At 56.5% G+C, this 17,186-nt stretch carries 15 protein-coding genes and 1 tRNA gene; 7 read left to right on the top strand and 9 right to left on the bottom strand.

Annotated features, from left to right (window positions below; all coding sequences use genetic code 11):
* Positions 1 to 90: 90 nt before the first annotated feature.
* From DSCA_RS17100 to DSCA_RS17085, 4 genes are all read left to right on the top strand, one after another.
* Complete coding sequence (locus DSCA_RS17100; protein WP_155317577.1) at positions 91 to 1,281, top strand: hypothetical protein; 1,191 nt, start codon at positions 91 to 93, stop codon at positions 1,279 to 1,281.
* 175 nt (positions 1,282 to 1,456) lie between these two features.
* Positions 1,457 to 1,531: transfer RNA gene (locus tag DSCA_RS17095), tRNA-Val, on the top strand.
* A gap of 950 nt (positions 1,532 to 2,481) precedes the next feature.
* Complete coding sequence (locus DSCA_RS17090) at positions 2,482 to 3,204, top strand: substrate-binding periplasmic protein (protein WP_155317576.1); 723 nt, start codon at positions 2,482 to 2,484, stop codon at positions 3,202 to 3,204.
* An 11-nt stretch (positions 3,205 to 3,215) separates the two neighbouring features.
* Positions 3,216 to 5,516 carry a PAS domain S-box protein gene (locus tag DSCA_RS17085; RefSeq protein ID WP_155317575.1) on the top strand — a complete coding sequence of 767 codons (2,301 nt, stop codon included), beginning with the start codon at positions 3,216 to 3,218 and terminating at the stop codon, positions 5,514 to 5,516.
* A gap of 298 nt (positions 5,517 to 5,814) precedes the next feature.
* On the opposite strand, the gene sat is transcribed toward DSCA_RS17085, so the two are convergent.
* On the bottom strand, positions 5,815 to 7,086 hold the full coding sequence (sat, locus tag DSCA_RS17080) for a sulfate adenylyltransferase (RefSeq protein WP_155317574.1): 1,272 nt from the start codon (positions 7,084 to 7,086) through the stop codon (positions 5,815 to 5,817).
* A 195-nt stretch (positions 7,087 to 7,281) separates the two neighbouring features.
* Positions 7,282 to 8,079, bottom strand: a complete 798-nt coding sequence (locus DSCA_RS17075; RefSeq protein WP_155317573.1) for a sulfite exporter TauE/SafE family protein — start codon at positions 8,077 to 8,079, stop codon at positions 7,282 to 7,284.
* A gap of 199 nt (positions 8,080 to 8,278) precedes the next feature.
* Between DSCA_RS17075 and DSCA_RS17070 the strand changes: the two genes are divergently transcribed.
* On the top strand, positions 8,279 to 9,871 hold the full coding sequence (locus tag DSCA_RS17070; protein WP_167527828.1) for a PilT/PilU family type 4a pilus ATPase: 1,593 nt from the start codon (positions 8,279 to 8,281) through the stop codon (positions 9,869 to 9,871).
* A gap of 32 nt (positions 9,872 to 9,903) precedes the next feature.
* Here DSCA_RS17070 and DSCA_RS17065 read toward each other — a convergent pair whose 3' ends face one another.
* From DSCA_RS17065 to DSCA_RS32605, 3 genes are read right to left on the bottom strand one after another with little or no spacing between them, the layout of a single operon-like run.
* Positions 9,904 to 10,728 (bottom strand): M48 family metallopeptidase, encoded by an 825-nt coding sequence (locus DSCA_RS17065; RefSeq protein WP_155317571.1) that lies wholly within the window; start codon positions 10,726 to 10,728, stop codon positions 9,904 to 9,906.
* On the bottom strand, positions 10,729 to 11,178 hold the full coding sequence (locus DSCA_RS17060) for a YbjQ family protein (RefSeq protein ID WP_155317570.1): 450 nt from the start codon (positions 11,176 to 11,178) through the stop codon (positions 10,729 to 10,731).
* 10 nt (positions 11,179 to 11,188) lie between these two features.
* Entirely contained in the window at positions 11,189 to 11,866 is a 678-nt protein-coding gene (locus DSCA_RS32605; RefSeq protein ID WP_231716202.1) for a YbjQ family protein, read from the bottom strand.
* Positions 11,867 to 12,133: 267 nt separating this feature from the next.
* Between DSCA_RS32605 and DSCA_RS17050 the strand changes: the two genes are divergently transcribed.
* Positions 12,134 to 12,871, top strand: a complete 738-nt coding sequence (locus DSCA_RS17050; protein ID WP_155317569.1) for a lysophospholipid acyltransferase family protein — start codon at positions 12,134 to 12,136, stop codon at positions 12,869 to 12,871.
* Positions 12,872 to 12,913: 42 nt separating this feature from the next.
* On the opposite strand, the gene cmoB is transcribed toward DSCA_RS17050, so the two are convergent.
* From cmoB to DSCA_RS17035, 3 genes are all read right to left on the bottom strand, one after another.
* Entirely contained in the window at positions 12,914 to 13,891 is a 978-nt protein-coding gene (gene cmoB, locus DSCA_RS17045; RefSeq protein WP_155317568.1) for a tRNA 5-methoxyuridine(34)/uridine 5-oxyacetic acid(34) synthase CmoB, read from the bottom strand.
* Positions 13,888 to 14,613, bottom strand: coding sequence for a carboxy-S-adenosyl-L-methionine synthase CmoA (cmoA, locus tag DSCA_RS17040; RefSeq protein ID WP_155317567.1), 726 nt, complete (start codon positions 14,611 to 14,613; stop codon positions 13,888 to 13,890). The genes cmoB and cmoA overlap by 4 nt, the downstream gene beginning before the upstream one ends.
* Positions 14,614 to 14,789: 176 nt before the next feature.
* Entirely contained in the window at positions 14,790 to 16,109 is a 1,320-nt protein-coding gene (locus DSCA_RS17035; protein ID WP_155317566.1) for a uracil-xanthine permease family protein, read from the bottom strand.
* 228 nt (positions 16,110 to 16,337) lie between these two features.
* Here DSCA_RS17035 and DSCA_RS17030 point away from each other — a divergent pair, with 228 nt between their 5' ends.
* Positions 16,338 to 16,937: a lytic transglycosylase domain-containing protein gene (locus tag DSCA_RS17030; RefSeq protein ID WP_155317565.1), complete on the top strand. Its 600-nt coding sequence runs from the start codon at positions 16,338 to 16,340 to the stop codon at positions 16,935 to 16,937.
* A gap of 55 nt (positions 16,938 to 16,992) precedes the next feature.
* Here the strand turns inward: DSCA_RS17030 and DSCA_RS17025 are convergent, their stop codons facing one another.
* Entirely contained in the window at positions 16,993 to 17,178 is a 186-nt protein-coding gene (locus DSCA_RS17025) for a DUF2065 domain-containing protein (RefSeq protein ID WP_155317564.1), read from the bottom strand.
* Between the last annotated feature and the right edge of the window lie 8 nt (positions 17,179 to 17,186).

Genomic DNA, 17,186 nt, shown 5'->3' with positions numbered 1-17,186 from the left:
ATCGAATAACCAAGATTTAGCTACCAATGCCGCCCGGATGGACCCGGCGGTGTTGCCCCGGCAACCGAGTGGTCCGGGTGGGAGGAAACCATGTCCGATGGTCTGACAATAAAAACCTGGATGAAACGGATCTGCCTGTTTCTCCTGCTGGCGCTTGTCGCCACGAGCAGTTACGGACAGGACAATCGGGTGGTGAAGCAGATGAACGTGCTGGGATCCGCCGTTATCCATGATAAGAATCTGGCCAGCGGCAGGCAGAACGCCGTCAACGATGCCCTGGCCGCCGCGGTGGGCCAGGTGGTGATGGAGATGCTCACCGACGAGACGGTGGTCCGGCGGTTCCAGCTGATCAACGACAGCATCCTGGCCGAGCGGGACAATTACGTAGAAAATTATCGAGTCCTCACCGAGTCCGTGGCAGGATCGACCGTTCGAACGCTGGTACGTGTGGAGGTTGCTGCGGACCGGATCAGCCGTGATTTGTCACGCCTGGGGCTGGCCCTGGCCGGCGCCGTGACCCCGCGGATCCTTTTCATGGTGGCCGAAAAAAATGTGCTGGATGCCGCGTTTACCTATTGGTGGGGGGACCGGCTTCTTGCGGGCCGCACCATCTGTGAAGGGGCAATGGCCGCAGCGTTCCAATCCGCCGGATTCGATATCCTCGACCCGCCAAATCTAAGTGCCCCGCTGGGTCTTCCACGCGATGCGCCGGAGACGGACCTGGTCAATTTGGCCGGGCGCCTGGGCGCGGATGTGCTGATTGTCGCTTCCGGCGCCGCCTCGGCCGCAACCAATACCATGGGGGGGGCCATCGCCGCCTTCGAAGCGATTGTCGAGGCACGGGCCTTCAATGTCAAGACCGGGCAGTCCATCGGCCGTGCGCGTCAGAAAGACGTGGTTTCCGGCCAAGATGCGGTCACGGGAGGGCGCGATGCCCTGGCCGGTGGCGGTTCCCTGGCCGGTGATGCGCTGGCCCGGCAGGTGATGGCTGCCTGGCAGCAGGATCAGGATCGCAGCGCCGTCATCGAGGTGGCGGTGGAGGGCACCGGCGGCCACATTGCCAGCTTCGTCCGCCTGCGGACGGCCATCTCTTCGCTGTCCGGCGTCAAGGAATTGAAAATGAAAGAAATGTCTGCAGACCGGGCCGCCATGGCCGTTAATTACCAGGGCAGTACCCGGTCCCTGGCCGACGCGCTGCTGTTGAAGACCTTCAGCGGCTTCGGCATCGACATCTTCGAGGTGACCCCAGAGGCCATTCGAATTCGTCTGGTCCACCAGTAACCCTGAAATGGGTTGCCGGAGGAGGGTTCATGGCCGCTGCTCTGAATTCGATATCGGGGCCAGCGCCTCCGCACCGGCATGAATCGTCTCTCCGGGAGGCGGAAAAGAGGATCCTGCCGGCACCTCATTTTTCTTGACAGCGGCAGACGCAAGTGGTATCTGCATCACTTCATGTAGGCGCGTAGCTCAGGGGGAGAGCGCTTCCCTGACACGGAAGAGGTCGTTGGTTCAAATCCAATCGCGCCTACCATTTTTAAATGAAAAAGCCTGGCCATACACACGGATGTATGGCCAGGCTTTTTAGTTTTGTTCATTTGCTAATTCATTCAGGCTTTGTTACGTTCCCTCTTGGACATTTGAGAATTAACCCATCCATCTAACGGCAGTCCTGATTATACGGGTGAGAAAACAGATCGGAGAGACGTCGAAAACGATCTGAAACGGGTCGATGAATCCTGTCCGCTTCCGGAGGTGCATATGGAGCCAGATCGCGATATCCCGGACCGCAAACGTGAAATAGCAGAATACACGGGCCTCCCTGCCCCGAACCGATGCCCGACGATTCCAGGCGGCCTGCCAGGCCATTCAGGATATTTCCTTCAAATCGCATTTTATACCGCCATCGCTGCTTTCTGCATGGCGGTATTTTTTTATTGGAGGATCGTGGATGTCCCATCCACAGGTCGATGCCGGCCAGAAAAGCCAACGATTTTGCCCAACGGGTCCTTCGGCGGCCTGCCCATGTTCCCAAGCAATATAGGCTGGATTCGGTTATCTTGCCGTTGAATGAGGTGTGAGCGGTCCAGAGGCATTGCGAAAGCACTGCCAACATGTGACATCGGCGATGCACCGGAACACCATGGACCGGATTTCCGGTCTCGGAATGGATGACGACGCATCGCTTTCTTGGTGCCGTTATAGGCGTCTCGTTCAAGTGCGATACCCAAAATTTACGATCCCATGAGATATGATGATGAATGGCAGATTGAAGCGTATGAACAGCACAAGTTACCTGGAAACGATCACGCTTAACGGTTTGCTTGCACTTGAATTCAAGACGAGGGAATCGGTCAGTCATGGATATTATTGCAGACGGTGAAAATTATAGTGTATAAAAACATAGAACCTGAAAAAGGATATATGCCAGTCCTTTCGCAAAAAACTTAATTCCCCTTTAATCGGGGAGAATGAGCTGGAACAATGAAAAAAATCTGCTTGGGATTGATTCTGTTTCTATTTTTGTTTTTCTCTTCCGGTTCATCCGCCCAGACCATACTCACATTTACAACTGGGGACGATCAGCGTCATGGCAGGGCAAAAGCAATGAATGCTGTGCTGACGGAATGTTTCAACCGAATCGGGATAAGACTTAACATTACGCCAATGCCTTCAAAACGCTCTTTAATAAATGCCGACCGTGGCATAGAAGACGGTAATTTTTTACGCACAGACACACTTTCTTATGCATTTCCAAACCTGGTCATCGTACCCGAACGGCTATCTGTAAACCGCGTAGTCGCATTTTCAAAAAATGAAAAAATCGAGATCAACGACTGGAAGAGCCTTTTTCAGTACCATGTGGCTTATGTGAATGGATGGAAAAATTGCGAACGTGAGCTAAAAGATCATAACGCCAAAACTGCGGTAAAAAATGAATACCTGCTTTTCACCCTCCTTGAAAAAAATCGCGCAGATGTCGGTATCTTCGGTTTGAGTACTGGTACAGAGGTGCTGAACAAACTGGGGTATAACCGCATTAAGGCCATAGAACCTCCCATTGTGACCAACGATTTATTTTTGTATGTTAATAAAAAACACGCTGCGTTAATCCCGAAGATCGTAAAAACACTTCAATCAATTAAGCAGGACGGAACCTATCGGAATATCGTCAATCAGTATCATACGGACAGGCCTGAAAACTGAGATATACAATAATGCATGAAGGACATTTAAAAAGGAAAAGAATTTTTCGATGGGGGATCGCCCAGAAATTCATATTCTGGCTTTTCATATTCAGCTCGCTGCTCACCATTATTATCACGGCCGTGCAATTGTATATCGGCTATAAAAGCGGGTTTAATTTAATCAGGAAAAGTATCCGGCAGGTGGAAAAAAGTTATCTTGGCGGCATAAAAAAAAGCCTTTGGATATCCGACAACGAACTTTTGCAGACACAGATCGATGGAATGATGAAATTGCCCGATATGCAGTACGTCGGGGTGATGCATGATAAAAAGGTCATTGCAGAAGCAGGTATTTTTCAAGATAAGAATGTCATTGCCGAAGAATTTCCCTTACCCTATACCTACCACGGTAAAACCATTTCTCTGGGAACGCTTCGGATTGTTTACACCCTGGAAAATGTATACAGTCGTCTGATCAGAAATGCAGTTGTATTACTTCTTTCCCAGGGTATTGTCGTAGTACTGGTCTCATGTTTTATCTTTTTCATTTTTTACCTGTTAGTAGCCCGTCATCTTTATGAACTGGTGAATTATGCCAGGTCTCTAAGGGTCGATACGTTGAAAACCCCTTTTACGATGAAACGGGGCCAGATCCAATGGGGGGAAGATGAACTGGATGAACTGGCAAAAACCATCAATCTGATGCGGACCAATCTCAATGACTCCTACACCCGGTTGAAGGGAGAGGTCCTTGAGAGAAAACAGGCGGAAAAATCATTCCAGAAAAGCGAAACCCATTTACGCACATTGGTCAATTCTCTGCCTGACCTTGTCTGGCTGAAAGATCCAAACGGGGTTTACCTGTCCTGCAATACGAAATTTGAACATTTTTTTGGCGCCAAAGAAGCTCAGATCGTCGGCAGAACAGATTATGACTTCCTGGATGAATCATTGGCCGACTTTTTCAGGGAAAAGGACCGACTCGCCATGGAACAAGGCGAGCCGAGCATGAACGAAGAAAAAATCACCTATGCGGATGACGGCCATACCGAACTATTGGAGACAATAAAAAGCCCGATGTTCGACGGCAAGGGAACCCTCATCGGCGTATTGGGAGTGGGCCGGGATATCACCTTGAGAAAGAAGGCCGAAGAAGAAAAAATCAGGCTCGAGAAAGAACTGCAGCAGGCTCAGAGGCTTGAGGCCGTTGGAAAGCTTGCCGGCGGCGTCGCCCATGATTTCAACAATATGCTGAGCGTTATACTGGGAAACACCGATATTCTTCTTGAGGATTTAAGCCCGTCAAATCCGATCGTTGACAACCTGCATGAAATTCATAAAGCCGCAGAACGATCGGCAGATCTGACACGACAGTTGCTGGCTTTTGCCCGGAAGCAGACGATCGCACCAAAGGTCCTGGATTTGAATACAGCGATTGACGGCATGCTCAAAATGCTTGAACGGCTCATTGGGGAGGATATTCACCTGGTATGGCGGCCGTCGGACAACCTATGGAAAATCAACATCGACCCCTCCCAGATCGATCAAGCGCTGGCCAATTTATGTGTCAACTCCAGGGATGCCATTAAAAGTGTTGGCAAAGTCACCATTGAAACTGAAAATGTCAGTTTTGACAGGGAGTATTGTCTGGCACACAGGGGGTTCAAACCGGGTGATTATGTGATGATGGCCTTTAGTGATGACGGTGCCGGCATGGATAAAGATACCCTGGCAAACGTGTTTGAACCCTTTTTTACGACAAAGGGAACAAGGCATGGGACTGGTCTGGGCCTTGCCACCGTTTACGGCATTGTCAAACAGAACAAGGGGTTTATAAACGTCTACAGCGAACCCGGTCAGGGAACAACATTCAAGGTATACTTTCCCCGGCATGAGGCTGCCTGTGAAGAATTAATAGCGGTTAAACCTGAGATAAAAAAAGGCAATGAAAAAATTCTGGTGGTGGAAGACGAGATCTCAATCCTGAATATGACATCAACCATGCTCGGGCGACTGGGGTACAGCGTTTTATCCGCATCCACACCTGGAGAAGCTCTTCAAATAGCAGGCAACTTGGACCCCGATGATCTTCATCTGCTGATAACCGATGTTGTCATGCCTGAAATGAACGGCAGGGATTTGGCCAAAAAGATAAGCCGCCTGCACCCGGGCATTAAATGTCTTTTCATGTCCGGGTATACAGCCAATGTGATTGCGCACCATGGTGTGTTAGATGAAGGAATTGACTTTATAAACAAACCTTTTTCCAAACATGATTTGGCTTTAAAAATATGGGAAACGCTGCATCCACAGGATAAAGCAGCCAAGTAAGGCACAAGAAAACACATGGAACATAAGGAACAACCGCTTGAAGAAATCCTGCGCCGCGTTGTTCGAGAAGAACTGGGGGCGGCCCAATAATTTTGATAAAGGGTGGTGGTTCAAATCCAATCGCGCCTGCCATTTTCGAGCAAAAAAGCCCCTTCATGCCATTCGATAGCTGGCGGGGCTTTTTTGTTGTTGCGGTAACGGTATCCTGCACGAATCGTCGTGCATTCGCCTGCCCAATAAAAAACGGGGCGCACCGAGGTGCGTCCCGTTTATGATTTTGCAAACAGTTACCGGATGATTAGTTACCGGTGGCTGCCTTGTGGGTCTTGATCTCCACCTTTTCGGTGAGGCCTTCATAGTATTTGCGCAGGATGGCGACAACTTCGTCGCGGCCGAAGTGATCGGGCAGATCGCCGCCTTCGGACAGCATCTTACGCAGCATGGTGCCGGAGAGCAGCACGCGGTCTTCTTTGGCGTGGGGGCAGGTTCTCAGGGAGGCCATGCCGTCGCACTTGTAGCAGTAGAAGGTCCAGTCGATCTTCAGCGGCTGGCAGAGCAGTCCTTTTCCGCCCTCGGGGGTCGGAATCTTGTCGAAGATGGTCTGGGCTTCGAACATGCCGTAGAAGTCGCCCACGCCGGCGTGGTCGCGGCCGATGATCATCTTGGAGCAGCCATAGTTCTGGCGGAAGGCGGCGTGCAGCAGGCCCTCGCGGGGACCGGCGTAGCGCATATCCAGCGGGTAGCCGCCCTGGATGACGTTCTTTTCGACGAAGTAATTTTTCACCAGGGCGTCGATGCATTCGACACGGACTTCCGCCGGAATGTCGCCCGGTTTCAGGTTGCCGACCAGGGAGTGAATGTAAACGCCGTCACACACTTCCACGGCGATCTTGCACAGGTATTCGTGGCTGCGGTGCATGGGGTTTCGCAACTGCAGGGCGGCCACTTCGCTCCAGCCGCGTTCTTCGAACAGCTTGCGGGATTCGGACGGGCGGTGGTAGACGCCGGCATACTTGGTGGGATAGTTGCCTTCGCTGAGCACCTTGACCGGGCCGGCCAGGTTGACCGGTTTCTGGGCCATGACCATCTGGACGCCGGGGTGATCTTCCTTGGCGATCTTCCAGAATTCTTCGGCGGTGGGGGTGCCTTCGCCCATGAAGACCTTTTCGCACTCCCAGGTCTTGTCGGCTTCGGTCAGCTCGAACTTTTCGGTGACCTTCATGGTGGCCATGATCTCGTCCCCTTTGGGATCGTAGAGGGCAATTTCGTCACCGTCATTGATGGCGGCCGCATCTTCCTGGCTTACGTCGAGGCACACCGGTACCGGCCAGAAGGTGCCGTCGGCGGTCAGGAAGTCTTCGCAGACGCCTTTCCAGTCGGCCTTGGTCATGAAGCCGGTCAGCGGGCTGAAGCCGCCGATGCCGATCATGATCAGGTCGCCTTTGACGCGTGGGGAGATCTCCACTTTTTTGAGACCTTCGGCTTTTTTCTTTTCGGCTTCCAGTTCAGCACCTTCGAGCAGACAGACAGTGAGGCCCTTGCCTCCATGCGGGGGAATAAGATTGGACATGTGTTCTTTCTCCTTTCGATAATGTAGATTTCATAATCTGTATGCACAGATCGATAGCCGGGAGGGAATTAAAACACCAAGATAAGCTAACTATTCGGGAACAGTTTTTTTGTCAAGAAAATTTCGGGACTTGAGGGCTGATCCATGCAGATAAACCACGTTTCCGCCGGTGGCTCGCGCATTTGATCAAAACGATCACAGGATCCCGATCAGCATCCGGGTGCCTACCACCAGCAGCAGCACCGCAAACACGCGCTTGAGTTGATCCACGGGCAGGCTGTGGGCCAGGCGGACGCCCAGGGGCGCGGTGAGGACACTGGTCACCACGATGCCGAAAAGAGCGGGCAGATAAACGTACCCCAGGGAAAACTCCGGCAGATCCGGGACTGGCAGCCCGTTAACAATATAGCCGATGGTCCCGGCAATGGCGATGGGAAAGCCGATGGCTGCCGATGTGCCGATGGCATGGTGGACGGACATGTTGCACCAGATCATGAACGGCACGGAAAGGGTCCCGCCGCCGATGCCCACCAGGCTGGAGACGACGCCGATGATGTTGCCGACGCCGAACATGGGTCCGGGACCGGGAATCTGACGCGAGGGTTTGGGCTTCTTGTTGGACAGCATCTGGACGGCCACGTAATATAGAAAAACGACGAAAAATCCCTTGAGGAAATGGGTGGAGAGTTGCGCGGCAATGCAGCTGCCGACAAAGGTGCCGGTGAAAATGCCGATGACGATCTTGCGTACCACGCTCCAATGCACGGCGCCGAGCCGGTGGTGGGCCCGGAAGCTGGACACGGCGGTAAACATGATGCTGGCCAGTGATGTGCCCAGGGCCAGGTGCATGGTCATGGCGTCGGGAATTCCCTGGCGCACAAAGCAGAACACCAGCATGGGCACGATGACCAGCCCGCCGCCGATACCCAGCAGGCCGGCCAGGATGCCGGCCACGGCGCCGACCAGGATATACATCAATAAAATGCTCGTCATGGGTCTACTCCGTATGTGAAGGGGTGCGATGCCGGCAAACCGGTCGAAGAACCGGCTGGCCCCGTTATCATTTTTGATTGCCATCCACAAGGCAAATCCAAATCCTTGCCCTAGGCCGGCACTTTTTGATTTGACAACACCCGGCGGCCTTTCTATTAGGGTGTGCAACCGTCAACATGCGAAAAGGAGATCATTGAACATGGCAGATCATCACCTCCCCAGGGATTCCAAAGAGGGAAGAAAACGCCGCATTGGTGAACAACTGATGGATGATGGCCTTATCAGTGCCGACCAGCTTCAGCAGGTGCTGAAGCGGCAGGCCCAGGCCGGGGGGCAGCTGGGGTCGATTCTCATCGAAATGGGGTTTGTGGCCCTGGACGACCTGCTGGAGTTGCTGAGCCGGAAGTTCGGCGTTCCGGGGGTGAACCTTTACGAGCGGAACATCACCAATGACGTGCTCCAGCTGATACCCGTGGAAAAGATGACGGCCATGCGGGTGCTGCCGGTCGCCATGGAAGATCAGACCCTGGTGCTGGCCATGGTGAATCCACAGGATTTCGCCACCACCAGCGAACTCGAATTTTCCCTGGGAAAGAAGATCCGCCCGGTCGTGATGCCGGCCTTCATGATCGAAAGCGCCATCCGGAGCATTTCCGCCAATCCCGGTATGGGCCTGCGCGGAGATGTATTGTCCGAACTGGTCGAAATGGAAAACGGGGAAAAATCCCCCCGGCTGCTGCCGCTGCTTCGCTACCTGAAAAAGACCGGTGCCAACGACATGGTCTTCACGGCCGGGTCACCACCGTCCATCAAGATAGCCAACACCCTCAAGCGATTGGCCATTCCCGCCCTGACCCCGGAGGATTGCCTGAAATACGCCCGGGAAATGCTGTCCGATGAAGGGTGGCAGGCCTTTTCCAAAAAGACGGATTACGACTTTTCCGCGACCTATCCGGGAATCGGACGATTCCGTGTGGCTTTGTACCGCCAGCGCAATTCCGTGGCCATCGCCCTGCGGCCCCTCATGGACGCGGTGCCCGAACTGCCCGCACTGAACCTGCCGGAATGGATCACCAACTTTGCCCTGCGGCCCCAGGGGCTGATTCTGGTTTCCAGCCCGGCGGGCCATGGAAAGACCACCACCATGTCCGCCCTGGTGGACATCATCAACACCCGCCGGGGCTGTAATATCGTCACCATGGAAGACCCGGTCGAGTACCTGCACAAACACAAAAAGAGCAATATCAGCCAGCGCGAAGTGGGGCGGGATGTGGGCTCGTTCGCCCAGGGCATGCGCCACGTGCTGCGCCATACCCCGGACGTTATCGTGGTGGGCGAGATGCGCGACAAGGAGACCTTCCGCATCGCCCTTCAGGCGGCCAATTCCGGTCACCTGGTCCTCTCCACCGTCCATTCGGACAACTCTACCTCCATCATCGAGCGCATCGTCAACATGTTCGAACCTTTTGAACAGAATCTGATCCGCATGACGCTGGCCGAATCCCTGCTGCTTTCCATCGCCCAGCGGCTGGTGACCCGGGCGGACGGAAAGGGCCGCATTCTGGCCCTGGAATATTTTGTCAACAGCCAGCGCATGAAGGGCTTTATCCGGGATGGGAAAACCCACCATATCCGCACCCAGATGCAGACCGGCAGCGACGACTTTTCAAGCATCGACATTTCGCTGGCCAGGTTGGCCAAAAAAGGCCTGATCCGGGTGGAAAATGGGTTGAATCAATGTGAAGACGACCTGTTTTACCGCAGCCTGATACAGGCGCCGGAAAAAAAATAGCGATCATCCGGAAAAGACGTTTCGGGACGGGTTCACTTCGCGGGTACGAGAGCTTCGGGCAGGGCCAGCGGCGTGCCGGCGGGATACCCCCGTTCCCGCGCCAGATCCTGCAGGTGGCCGATGCGGCGTCGGTTTTCCGGGTGGGAGGCGAAATAGTGGCCGAAGCGGCCCGGGTCCCCGTCCTCGGGGATTTTGCTGAAAAAGGAGGTGGCGTCCGCCACGTGGCCGTAATGGCAGAAAAGGGTGTCCAGGGCGAATTCGTCGGCCCGCGTTTCCTGTTTGCGTGAAAAGCTCAATTCGGTCAGTACCATTCCCTGCCCGATCATGCTGTTGACGCTGTTGTCCGCCCCCAGCAACACAGTGGATGCCGTCATCAACACCAGTGCGCGCCCCAGGCCCCGAAGGTGGTCGCGGTGGGCAAAATGCCCCAGTTCGTGGGCCAGGACAAAGGCCAGTTCGTTTTCCGATGTCATTTCCGCCAGCAGCCCGGTAAAGACCACCATGTGGCCGCCGGGCAGGGCCGCAGCGTTGACGGCATCGGCCTGTTGGACGTGGACCCTGATGGTGTAGGGCAGCGGGGCGCAGCCTTCCTGGAGCCGATCCACCAGGGCCTGGAGGGACCGGGTGGTCTCCGCGACCTCGTCCGTTTCCGCGATGCGCCCGACGAAGGCGCCGGCCAGTTTTTGTTCCAGGTCCATGGAAAGGCGGGGCACGACCAAATCGACCGCCAGGCCGAGGGCCAGGTATACACCGACCGCAATGGCCAGCAGGCCGCCGGCCAGCACCGCAAATTCTTTCAGCGGGTGGGTGGGCGAGACATTGACATTGGTCAGCGGCCGCCGGGCCGTGAATTTCACCTATTCCTCCAGGGTCAGCGCCGTCCCGTAGGCCATGGCTTCCAGGCAGCCGATGTTTTTGCGTTTGGATTGCTTGCCCACGGCTGACGTTTCGATGCGCACATTGACAATGACCGTGGCGTCCCCGGCCATCTCTTTCATGCGCAGCAGGGCCTCCCGCCGCGCCCGATCGATCAGGCTTTCGTATGATTTTACCTTGCCGCCGAAGATGTTCCGCAGGCTGGCCAGGATGCGTTTGAAGTAATCCACCGAAATCACGGCGCTGCCGACAACCAGGCGGGCCGACCGGATTTTGTCTTCGGGCACATTGACGGATCTCAAGGTGACGGCGGGCAGATTGATCGTGGCCGTTTCCCGCTGGAAAATAGAGCGATAGTGTCTTTTTTCCGCCCAGGTACCCGCGCCGTAACCCAACGCGAGCAATGACAAAAAGATTATCAGGTCAATCATCGGCAGTCTCCTATTCCACCCGGACAGCGGTTCCGTAAGCATATAGCTCCGCCGCGCCCTGGGCCACGGAAGAGGTGGAAAAACGAACGTTGACAATGGCGTTGGCGCCCATCAGCCGGGCTTCTTCGACCATTCGGTCCATGGCCTGCTGCCGGGACTCCTGGAGCAGCTGGGTGTAGCCTTTGAGTTCTCCGCCCACGAGGTTTTTCAGGCTGGCCATAAAATCGCGGCCGATGTGCTTGGCCCGGATGGTGCTGCCGGAAACCAGTCCGAAATGTTCGACCACGGTTTTACCCGGAACCGTTTCAATGTTGGTGGTGATCATTTTGCCTCCATCTGATGTCGTTATATGGTGAACTTTTACCTCGGGAACGGTTCGTTGCACGGGCGCTCCGGCGGCCCCCTCCGCGGCTGTCAATCCGGCCGCCGGCGATGGCGGGGCCTGGGTGTCGGCGGCCGCTTCTTTTCTGACATCGCAAAAGGCGCCGGCAGCGGAAAAGACCTGCCTGTATTTTTCAGCGGTTGCCAGGTCCGTGTTTTTGCGGACGGCCACGGGGCTGCCGGTAAACAGCCTGGCAATCCCCCGCTCGTCGGTCTTGAGCGCGGATTTCAATCGCTCCTTGACCATTCCCGCGGTTTTTCCGGGCATGATTCTGCCTTCAAAAATAACGGTGTACCGATCGTCCATGGAAACATTTCTCCTTGTCAGATAAATAATGGCTGCCGTCCCTATACGGCTGCCGGTTTAATCGCTTGAGAAAGAATCGATTATGTTATACGGCATGCTTGGTTATCGGACAACCCCCGGAAAAACATGAGAGAAAAAACGATCGGAACCATTCAGGCGTAACTGAGTCCTTGCCGCATCACCGTTTCTGCCATGGGTTCGTGTCCGGTATCACCCGTTAATCGACAGCCAATCCGGACCATCGCATCCCTGCCGGAGTTGCCCCATATGCTGAACCGACTCATTGCCGCCGCCTTCCTGGTATTTCTCGGACTGACCTCCGCCGTTTTTTTCACGGTTGCCCTGCTGATATGGATCCTCACCGTACCGGTGGACCGCCGGTTGATTCTTCTTCACCTGTTCAGCTCCTTCTGGGCATCCCTCTATCTGTGGGCCATGCCCGCCTGGTGCGTTCAGGTTGGCGGCCGGCGGCGGGAGGCCTGGCGGCGCAACTACGTAATTGTTTCCAACCACCAGTCCCAGCTGGATATTCTGGTGGCTTTTCGATTGTTTATCCCTTTCAAGTGGGTGTCCAAGGCTGAGGTGTTCAAGCTGCCCTTCATCGGCTGGAACATGTGGCTGAACCGCTACATCCGGCTCAAGCGGGGGGACAAGGCGGGGGTGGCCCAGATGTTTGCCGACTGTGAACGCGCACTTTCCCGGGGCAATTCGATTTTCATTTTCCCCGAGGGCACCCGGTCTAAAACGGGGGCGATGAAGCCGTTCAGGCCGGGGGCGTTCATCCTTGCGAAAAAGATGGCGGTGCCCATTCTGCCGGTGGTGATCAGCGGCACCAATGCCGCCCTGCCCAAACACAGCCTCAATTTCCACGGCCGCCAGCAGATGGTCATCCGCATCCTGGACCCCATCCCCCCTGAGCAGTTCAATGACCTGTCGGTGGAGGCGTTGTCGGACAGGGTGCATGCCATCATATCGGATGCGTTGAAGAAGATGGCGCCGGCCTGAACCGGCGTGCCCCTCACCTCCCGGGCCGTGATGCCGGCGGGGCTATCTGGGACGGGCAGTGGCCAGGACCATGGCGCGGACCGGCGCGGGATAGCCTTCCACCGTTTTTTCAGGATCGTCGGGATCAAGGAAGTCCGCCAGGCTTTCCGTGTCGATCCAGTCGGTTTTGCGTTGTTCCGCCAGGGTGGTCGGTGAGATGTCCACGCAGCGAATGCCGTCGAAGCCGGACCGCTTCAGCCAGTGGGTCAGGCAGGCGACGGTGGGGATAAAAAAGACATTGTTCATCTTGGCATAGCGCTTTTCCGGGAACAGCGCCAGCGCTCGCCGGCCTTCCAGGATCAGCGTTTCCAGCACCAGCTGTCCGCCGGGCACCATCATCCGGTGAACCTGCCGCAGCGTATCCAGGGGCGATCGCCGGTGATAGAGGATCCCCATGCACAGCACCGTGTCGAAGCAGCGCCGCATGGCCGGCAGTTCTTCCAGTTTTAAGGGCAGGCAGTGCACCTGAGGGCAGGGCAGGTAGCGTGCCAGCGCCAGGAACTGGAAGAAAAAATTCAGGTAGGGTTCGATGCCCAGGATCAATTCAGGCTCCCGGGCCGCCAATCGGAACAGGTAGTAGCCGCAGCTGGCGCCGATATCCAGCACCCGCTTGCCGGCCAGCGGGCCCAGATGGCCGGCCAGCCGATCCCATTTGATGGAACTGTCCCACTCGCTGTCCAGCGGTATGCCGAAAAAATCGAAAGGCCCCTTGCGCCAGGGTTTCAGGTGGCGCAGGGCCGTATGAAGGGACGCGATCTGGTCCCTGTTCAGATCCCCGGCGGTGCCGATGCGGATTCGCGCCCGGTTCGCATCGGTCGAGGAGGGTGCCACGTCGGGCAGGCTTTCCAGGACGCGCGCCAGGGCAAGCCCCTTTTTATCGGTGCGCAAGATCGCCTGGTTCCGACGGCTGACCGCTTCCGTCAATTCAGCCGCATAGGGGCCGACGACCGGGTCGTGGGTGAGGGCATCCAGCCGGTTCATTTGATGCAGATCCAGGAGCAGAAGTTGAACCATTTGAGCCAGACGTCAATGCCGGAAAACCCGCAGCGGTGCAGCCGGTCATGATGCGCATCCAATGTTTCCGGAACGAGGACGTTCTCCAGGGCCTCGCGCTTCTGGCTGATTTCCATCTCGGAATAGCCGTTTTCCCGTTTGAACCGGTAGTAATAGCCCACCTGCAGCTCCGACAACCCCGGGTTCGGGTGGATGATTTTCTCCGAGAAAAGAAGCCTGCCGCCGGGCTCGAGGGCATGGTAAATGCGTTGAAGCAGGGCATCCCGGTCCGGCGGTGGAATGAACTGCAAGGTGAAATTCACCACCACCGCACTGGCCGGCAGCATGTCCACCCGGCGAACATCCCGGCAGACCGGTGTGACGTCATCGGACCGGCCGGCGGCTTCCAGGCGTTTTTGGAATATGTCCAGCATCGGCACCGAGCTGTCCACGGCCGTCATCTGGAAGCTGCCGGGAGGCATTCGCTCGCACAGGGCCAGGGCGAGGTTGCCGGTGGAGCATCCTAAATCGTACAGGCGCGACCCGGGGCGGCAGGACCCTTCGATCAACTGGGCCTGCCTGCGGATGATTTCGGCATACATGGGCACCGAGCGGTGGATCATATCGTCGAACACATCTGCAACCTCCCGGTTGAATTCAAATGGCGGCACGGGCGTTTGGGGGCTGCGGTAGATGGTGTCTCTGTCCATGGCAGACTCCGGTTTGCGGAAAGGGGGATGCCTCTGATCGGTTGCGGGCGCACCCACCTTGGAAAATAATCCGATGCCGGTCCCCGGCTGTCAACCCCCTGTAAAAAGATACAAACGCCCCTTCCGCAGGGAGTCGGAAGGGGCGTTGGCCATTCACGATCAACCGGGCTGGCGGATCAGCCCTCCTTTTTGCCCGGCAACACCAGGTTCAGCACGACACCCAGGATTCCGGACAGGCCGATGCCGCCCAGGGTGAATTTGCCGAAGGAGATCACCATACCGCCGATGCCGCAGACCAGGATCAGGGCCACGATGGTCAGGTTGCGGGATTCCGTGAGATCCTCGCCGGCCTTCACCAGGGTGTTGAGGCCGATGACGGTGATGGCGCCGAACAGCAGCAGCATGATCCCGCCCATCACCGGTACCGGGATGGTCTGCAGCAGGGCGCCCATTTTTCCGATAAAGGCCAGGGCGATGGCGAAAATGGCGGCCCAGGTCATGATGCCGGGGTTGAACATGCGGGTCAGGGTGACCGCACCGGTTACCTCGCTGTAGGTGGTGTTGGGCGGCCCGCCCAAAAGGGATGCAAAAGAGGTGGCGATGCCGTCGCCCATCATGGTCCGGTGGATGCCCGGCTTCTTGACGAAATCCTTGCCGGTGACGCTGCCGATGGCCAGGATGTCGCCGAAATGCTCGATGGCCGGGGCAATCGCCACCGGAACGATGAAAAAGATGGCCTGCAGGTTCCATTCGGGAAACACAAAATCCGGAACGGCAAACCAGGGGGCGTCCATCAGGGGCTGGAAACTGATCAGGGCGGGGCCGGTGTAGTTTTTCAGCGCACCGGGATCGAATCCGGCCTGCATGGCGCCGGAGATGCCGGTGATGTCGAGCAGCAGGGCCGCCGCGTAGCCGGCACCGATGCCGATGAGGATGGGGATCAGGCGAAACCAGCCTTTTCCCAGCAGGGAGGTCAGGACGGTGACCAGAAGCGCCGTGCCGGCCACGATCATGGCCGCACCCTGGGGAACCAGCCAGGCGGCGCCGTCACCCGTGCGGCCCATGGCCATGTGCACCGCCACCGGTGCCAGCACCAGTCCGATGACCATGATCACCGGGCCCACGACCACGGGCGGCAGCAGCCGGTGCAGGAAACCGGCGCCGAAGGTTTTGATGCACAGGCTCAGCACCACGTACAGCAGACCGGCGGCCGCCAGGCCGCACATGGTGCCGGGAATGCCCCAGGTGTTGACGCCATGGATGATCGGCGCAATAAACGCAAAAGACGAGGCCAGAAAAATAGGCACCATCCGTTTGGTGATCAATTGGAAAATCAGGGTGCCCGCACCGGCGGTGAACAGGGCGACGTTGGGGTTCAGACCGGTGAGCAGGGGGACCAGCACCAGGGCGCCGAAGGCGACAAACAACATCTGGGCGCCCACCAGGCTGTCTTTGGGACGGAATGCGTAATCGGTGGCGGACTCGTGCGCGGGCATAACACCTCCTTTGGGAATCGGGATAACGTGGGGCAGACGTGAAAGTTGAACCGGTCTATATGCGGAAACCAAAGAAGTGTCAAGCTCCGTGGGGGCGCCGCTTCGGCCCGAGCCTTTTTTTCTTGCCAACAGGAAGAAAAAACTTTACAAATCCACAAGTTGTGCCGATACCACCGGAAACGGAGCGCGGGTGAAAAAAACTGCATTTCCATTGACGGCCGAGGTTTCATGCGAAAAACGTTTCGATTCTTTCTGATCCTGCAGCGCAGCACATGGATCGCCATTTTTCTGGTGGTGATGCTGGCATTGCCGGCGGCTGCCGATATCTATATGTATATCGACAGCGACGGCGTCATGCATTTCACCAATGTCCCCACGACGAGTGATTACAAGGTCTATGTCAAGGAACGCCCCAGGCGACAGGGAACCGGGATGGACGCCAACCGGTGGGACCGGTACATCGACGAGGCCGCCAGCCTTCACGGTGTCGATTTCCCCCTGATCAAAGCCGTGATCCGCGCCGAATCGGCATTTGACCCCAAAGCGGTTTCCAAAAAAGGGGCCCTGGGGCTCATGCAGATCATGCCGGGGAACCTGAAAGCCTTCCGGGTTTCCGATCCCTTTGACCCCTGGCAGAACATCATGGGCGGTGCCCGTTATTTAAAGACCTTGATCCAGCGGTTCGACGGGCAGGTGCCCCTGGCCCTGGCGGCTTACAACGCCGGCCCCCGGGCAGTGGACACCCACCGGGGCATTCCGCCCATACCGGAAACCGAAGCCTACGTGAAGAAAGTGATGAGATTTTTCTACCTGTACAAGAATGGATGAACACGCGGTTCGCCGGACCGGCGGCACCGGTTGTTCAAATCTGTCGGCCGCCGCTTCAGGATCGTCCCAGATATACCAGGAACAGGCCGGCTGCCATCATCACCAGCCCGAACCGGCGCAGGGATGCCGGCGCCATTTCCATGATTTTTGCCATCCAGCCCTTCATCCGGTCCGGTGCCGCGAAATAGGGAACCCCTTCGATGATCATCACCATGCCGATAACGCAGAGAAAATAATCCATTTTTATCC

This window comes from Desulfosarcina alkanivorans (assembly GCF_009688945.1).
Lineage (GTDB): Bacteria > Desulfobacterota > Desulfobacteria > Desulfobacterales > Desulfosarcinaceae > Desulfosarcina > Desulfosarcina alkanivorans.
The sequence above is the reverse complement of the archived record's forward strand: the minus strand, read 5'-3'. Positions and strand labels throughout refer to the sequence as shown.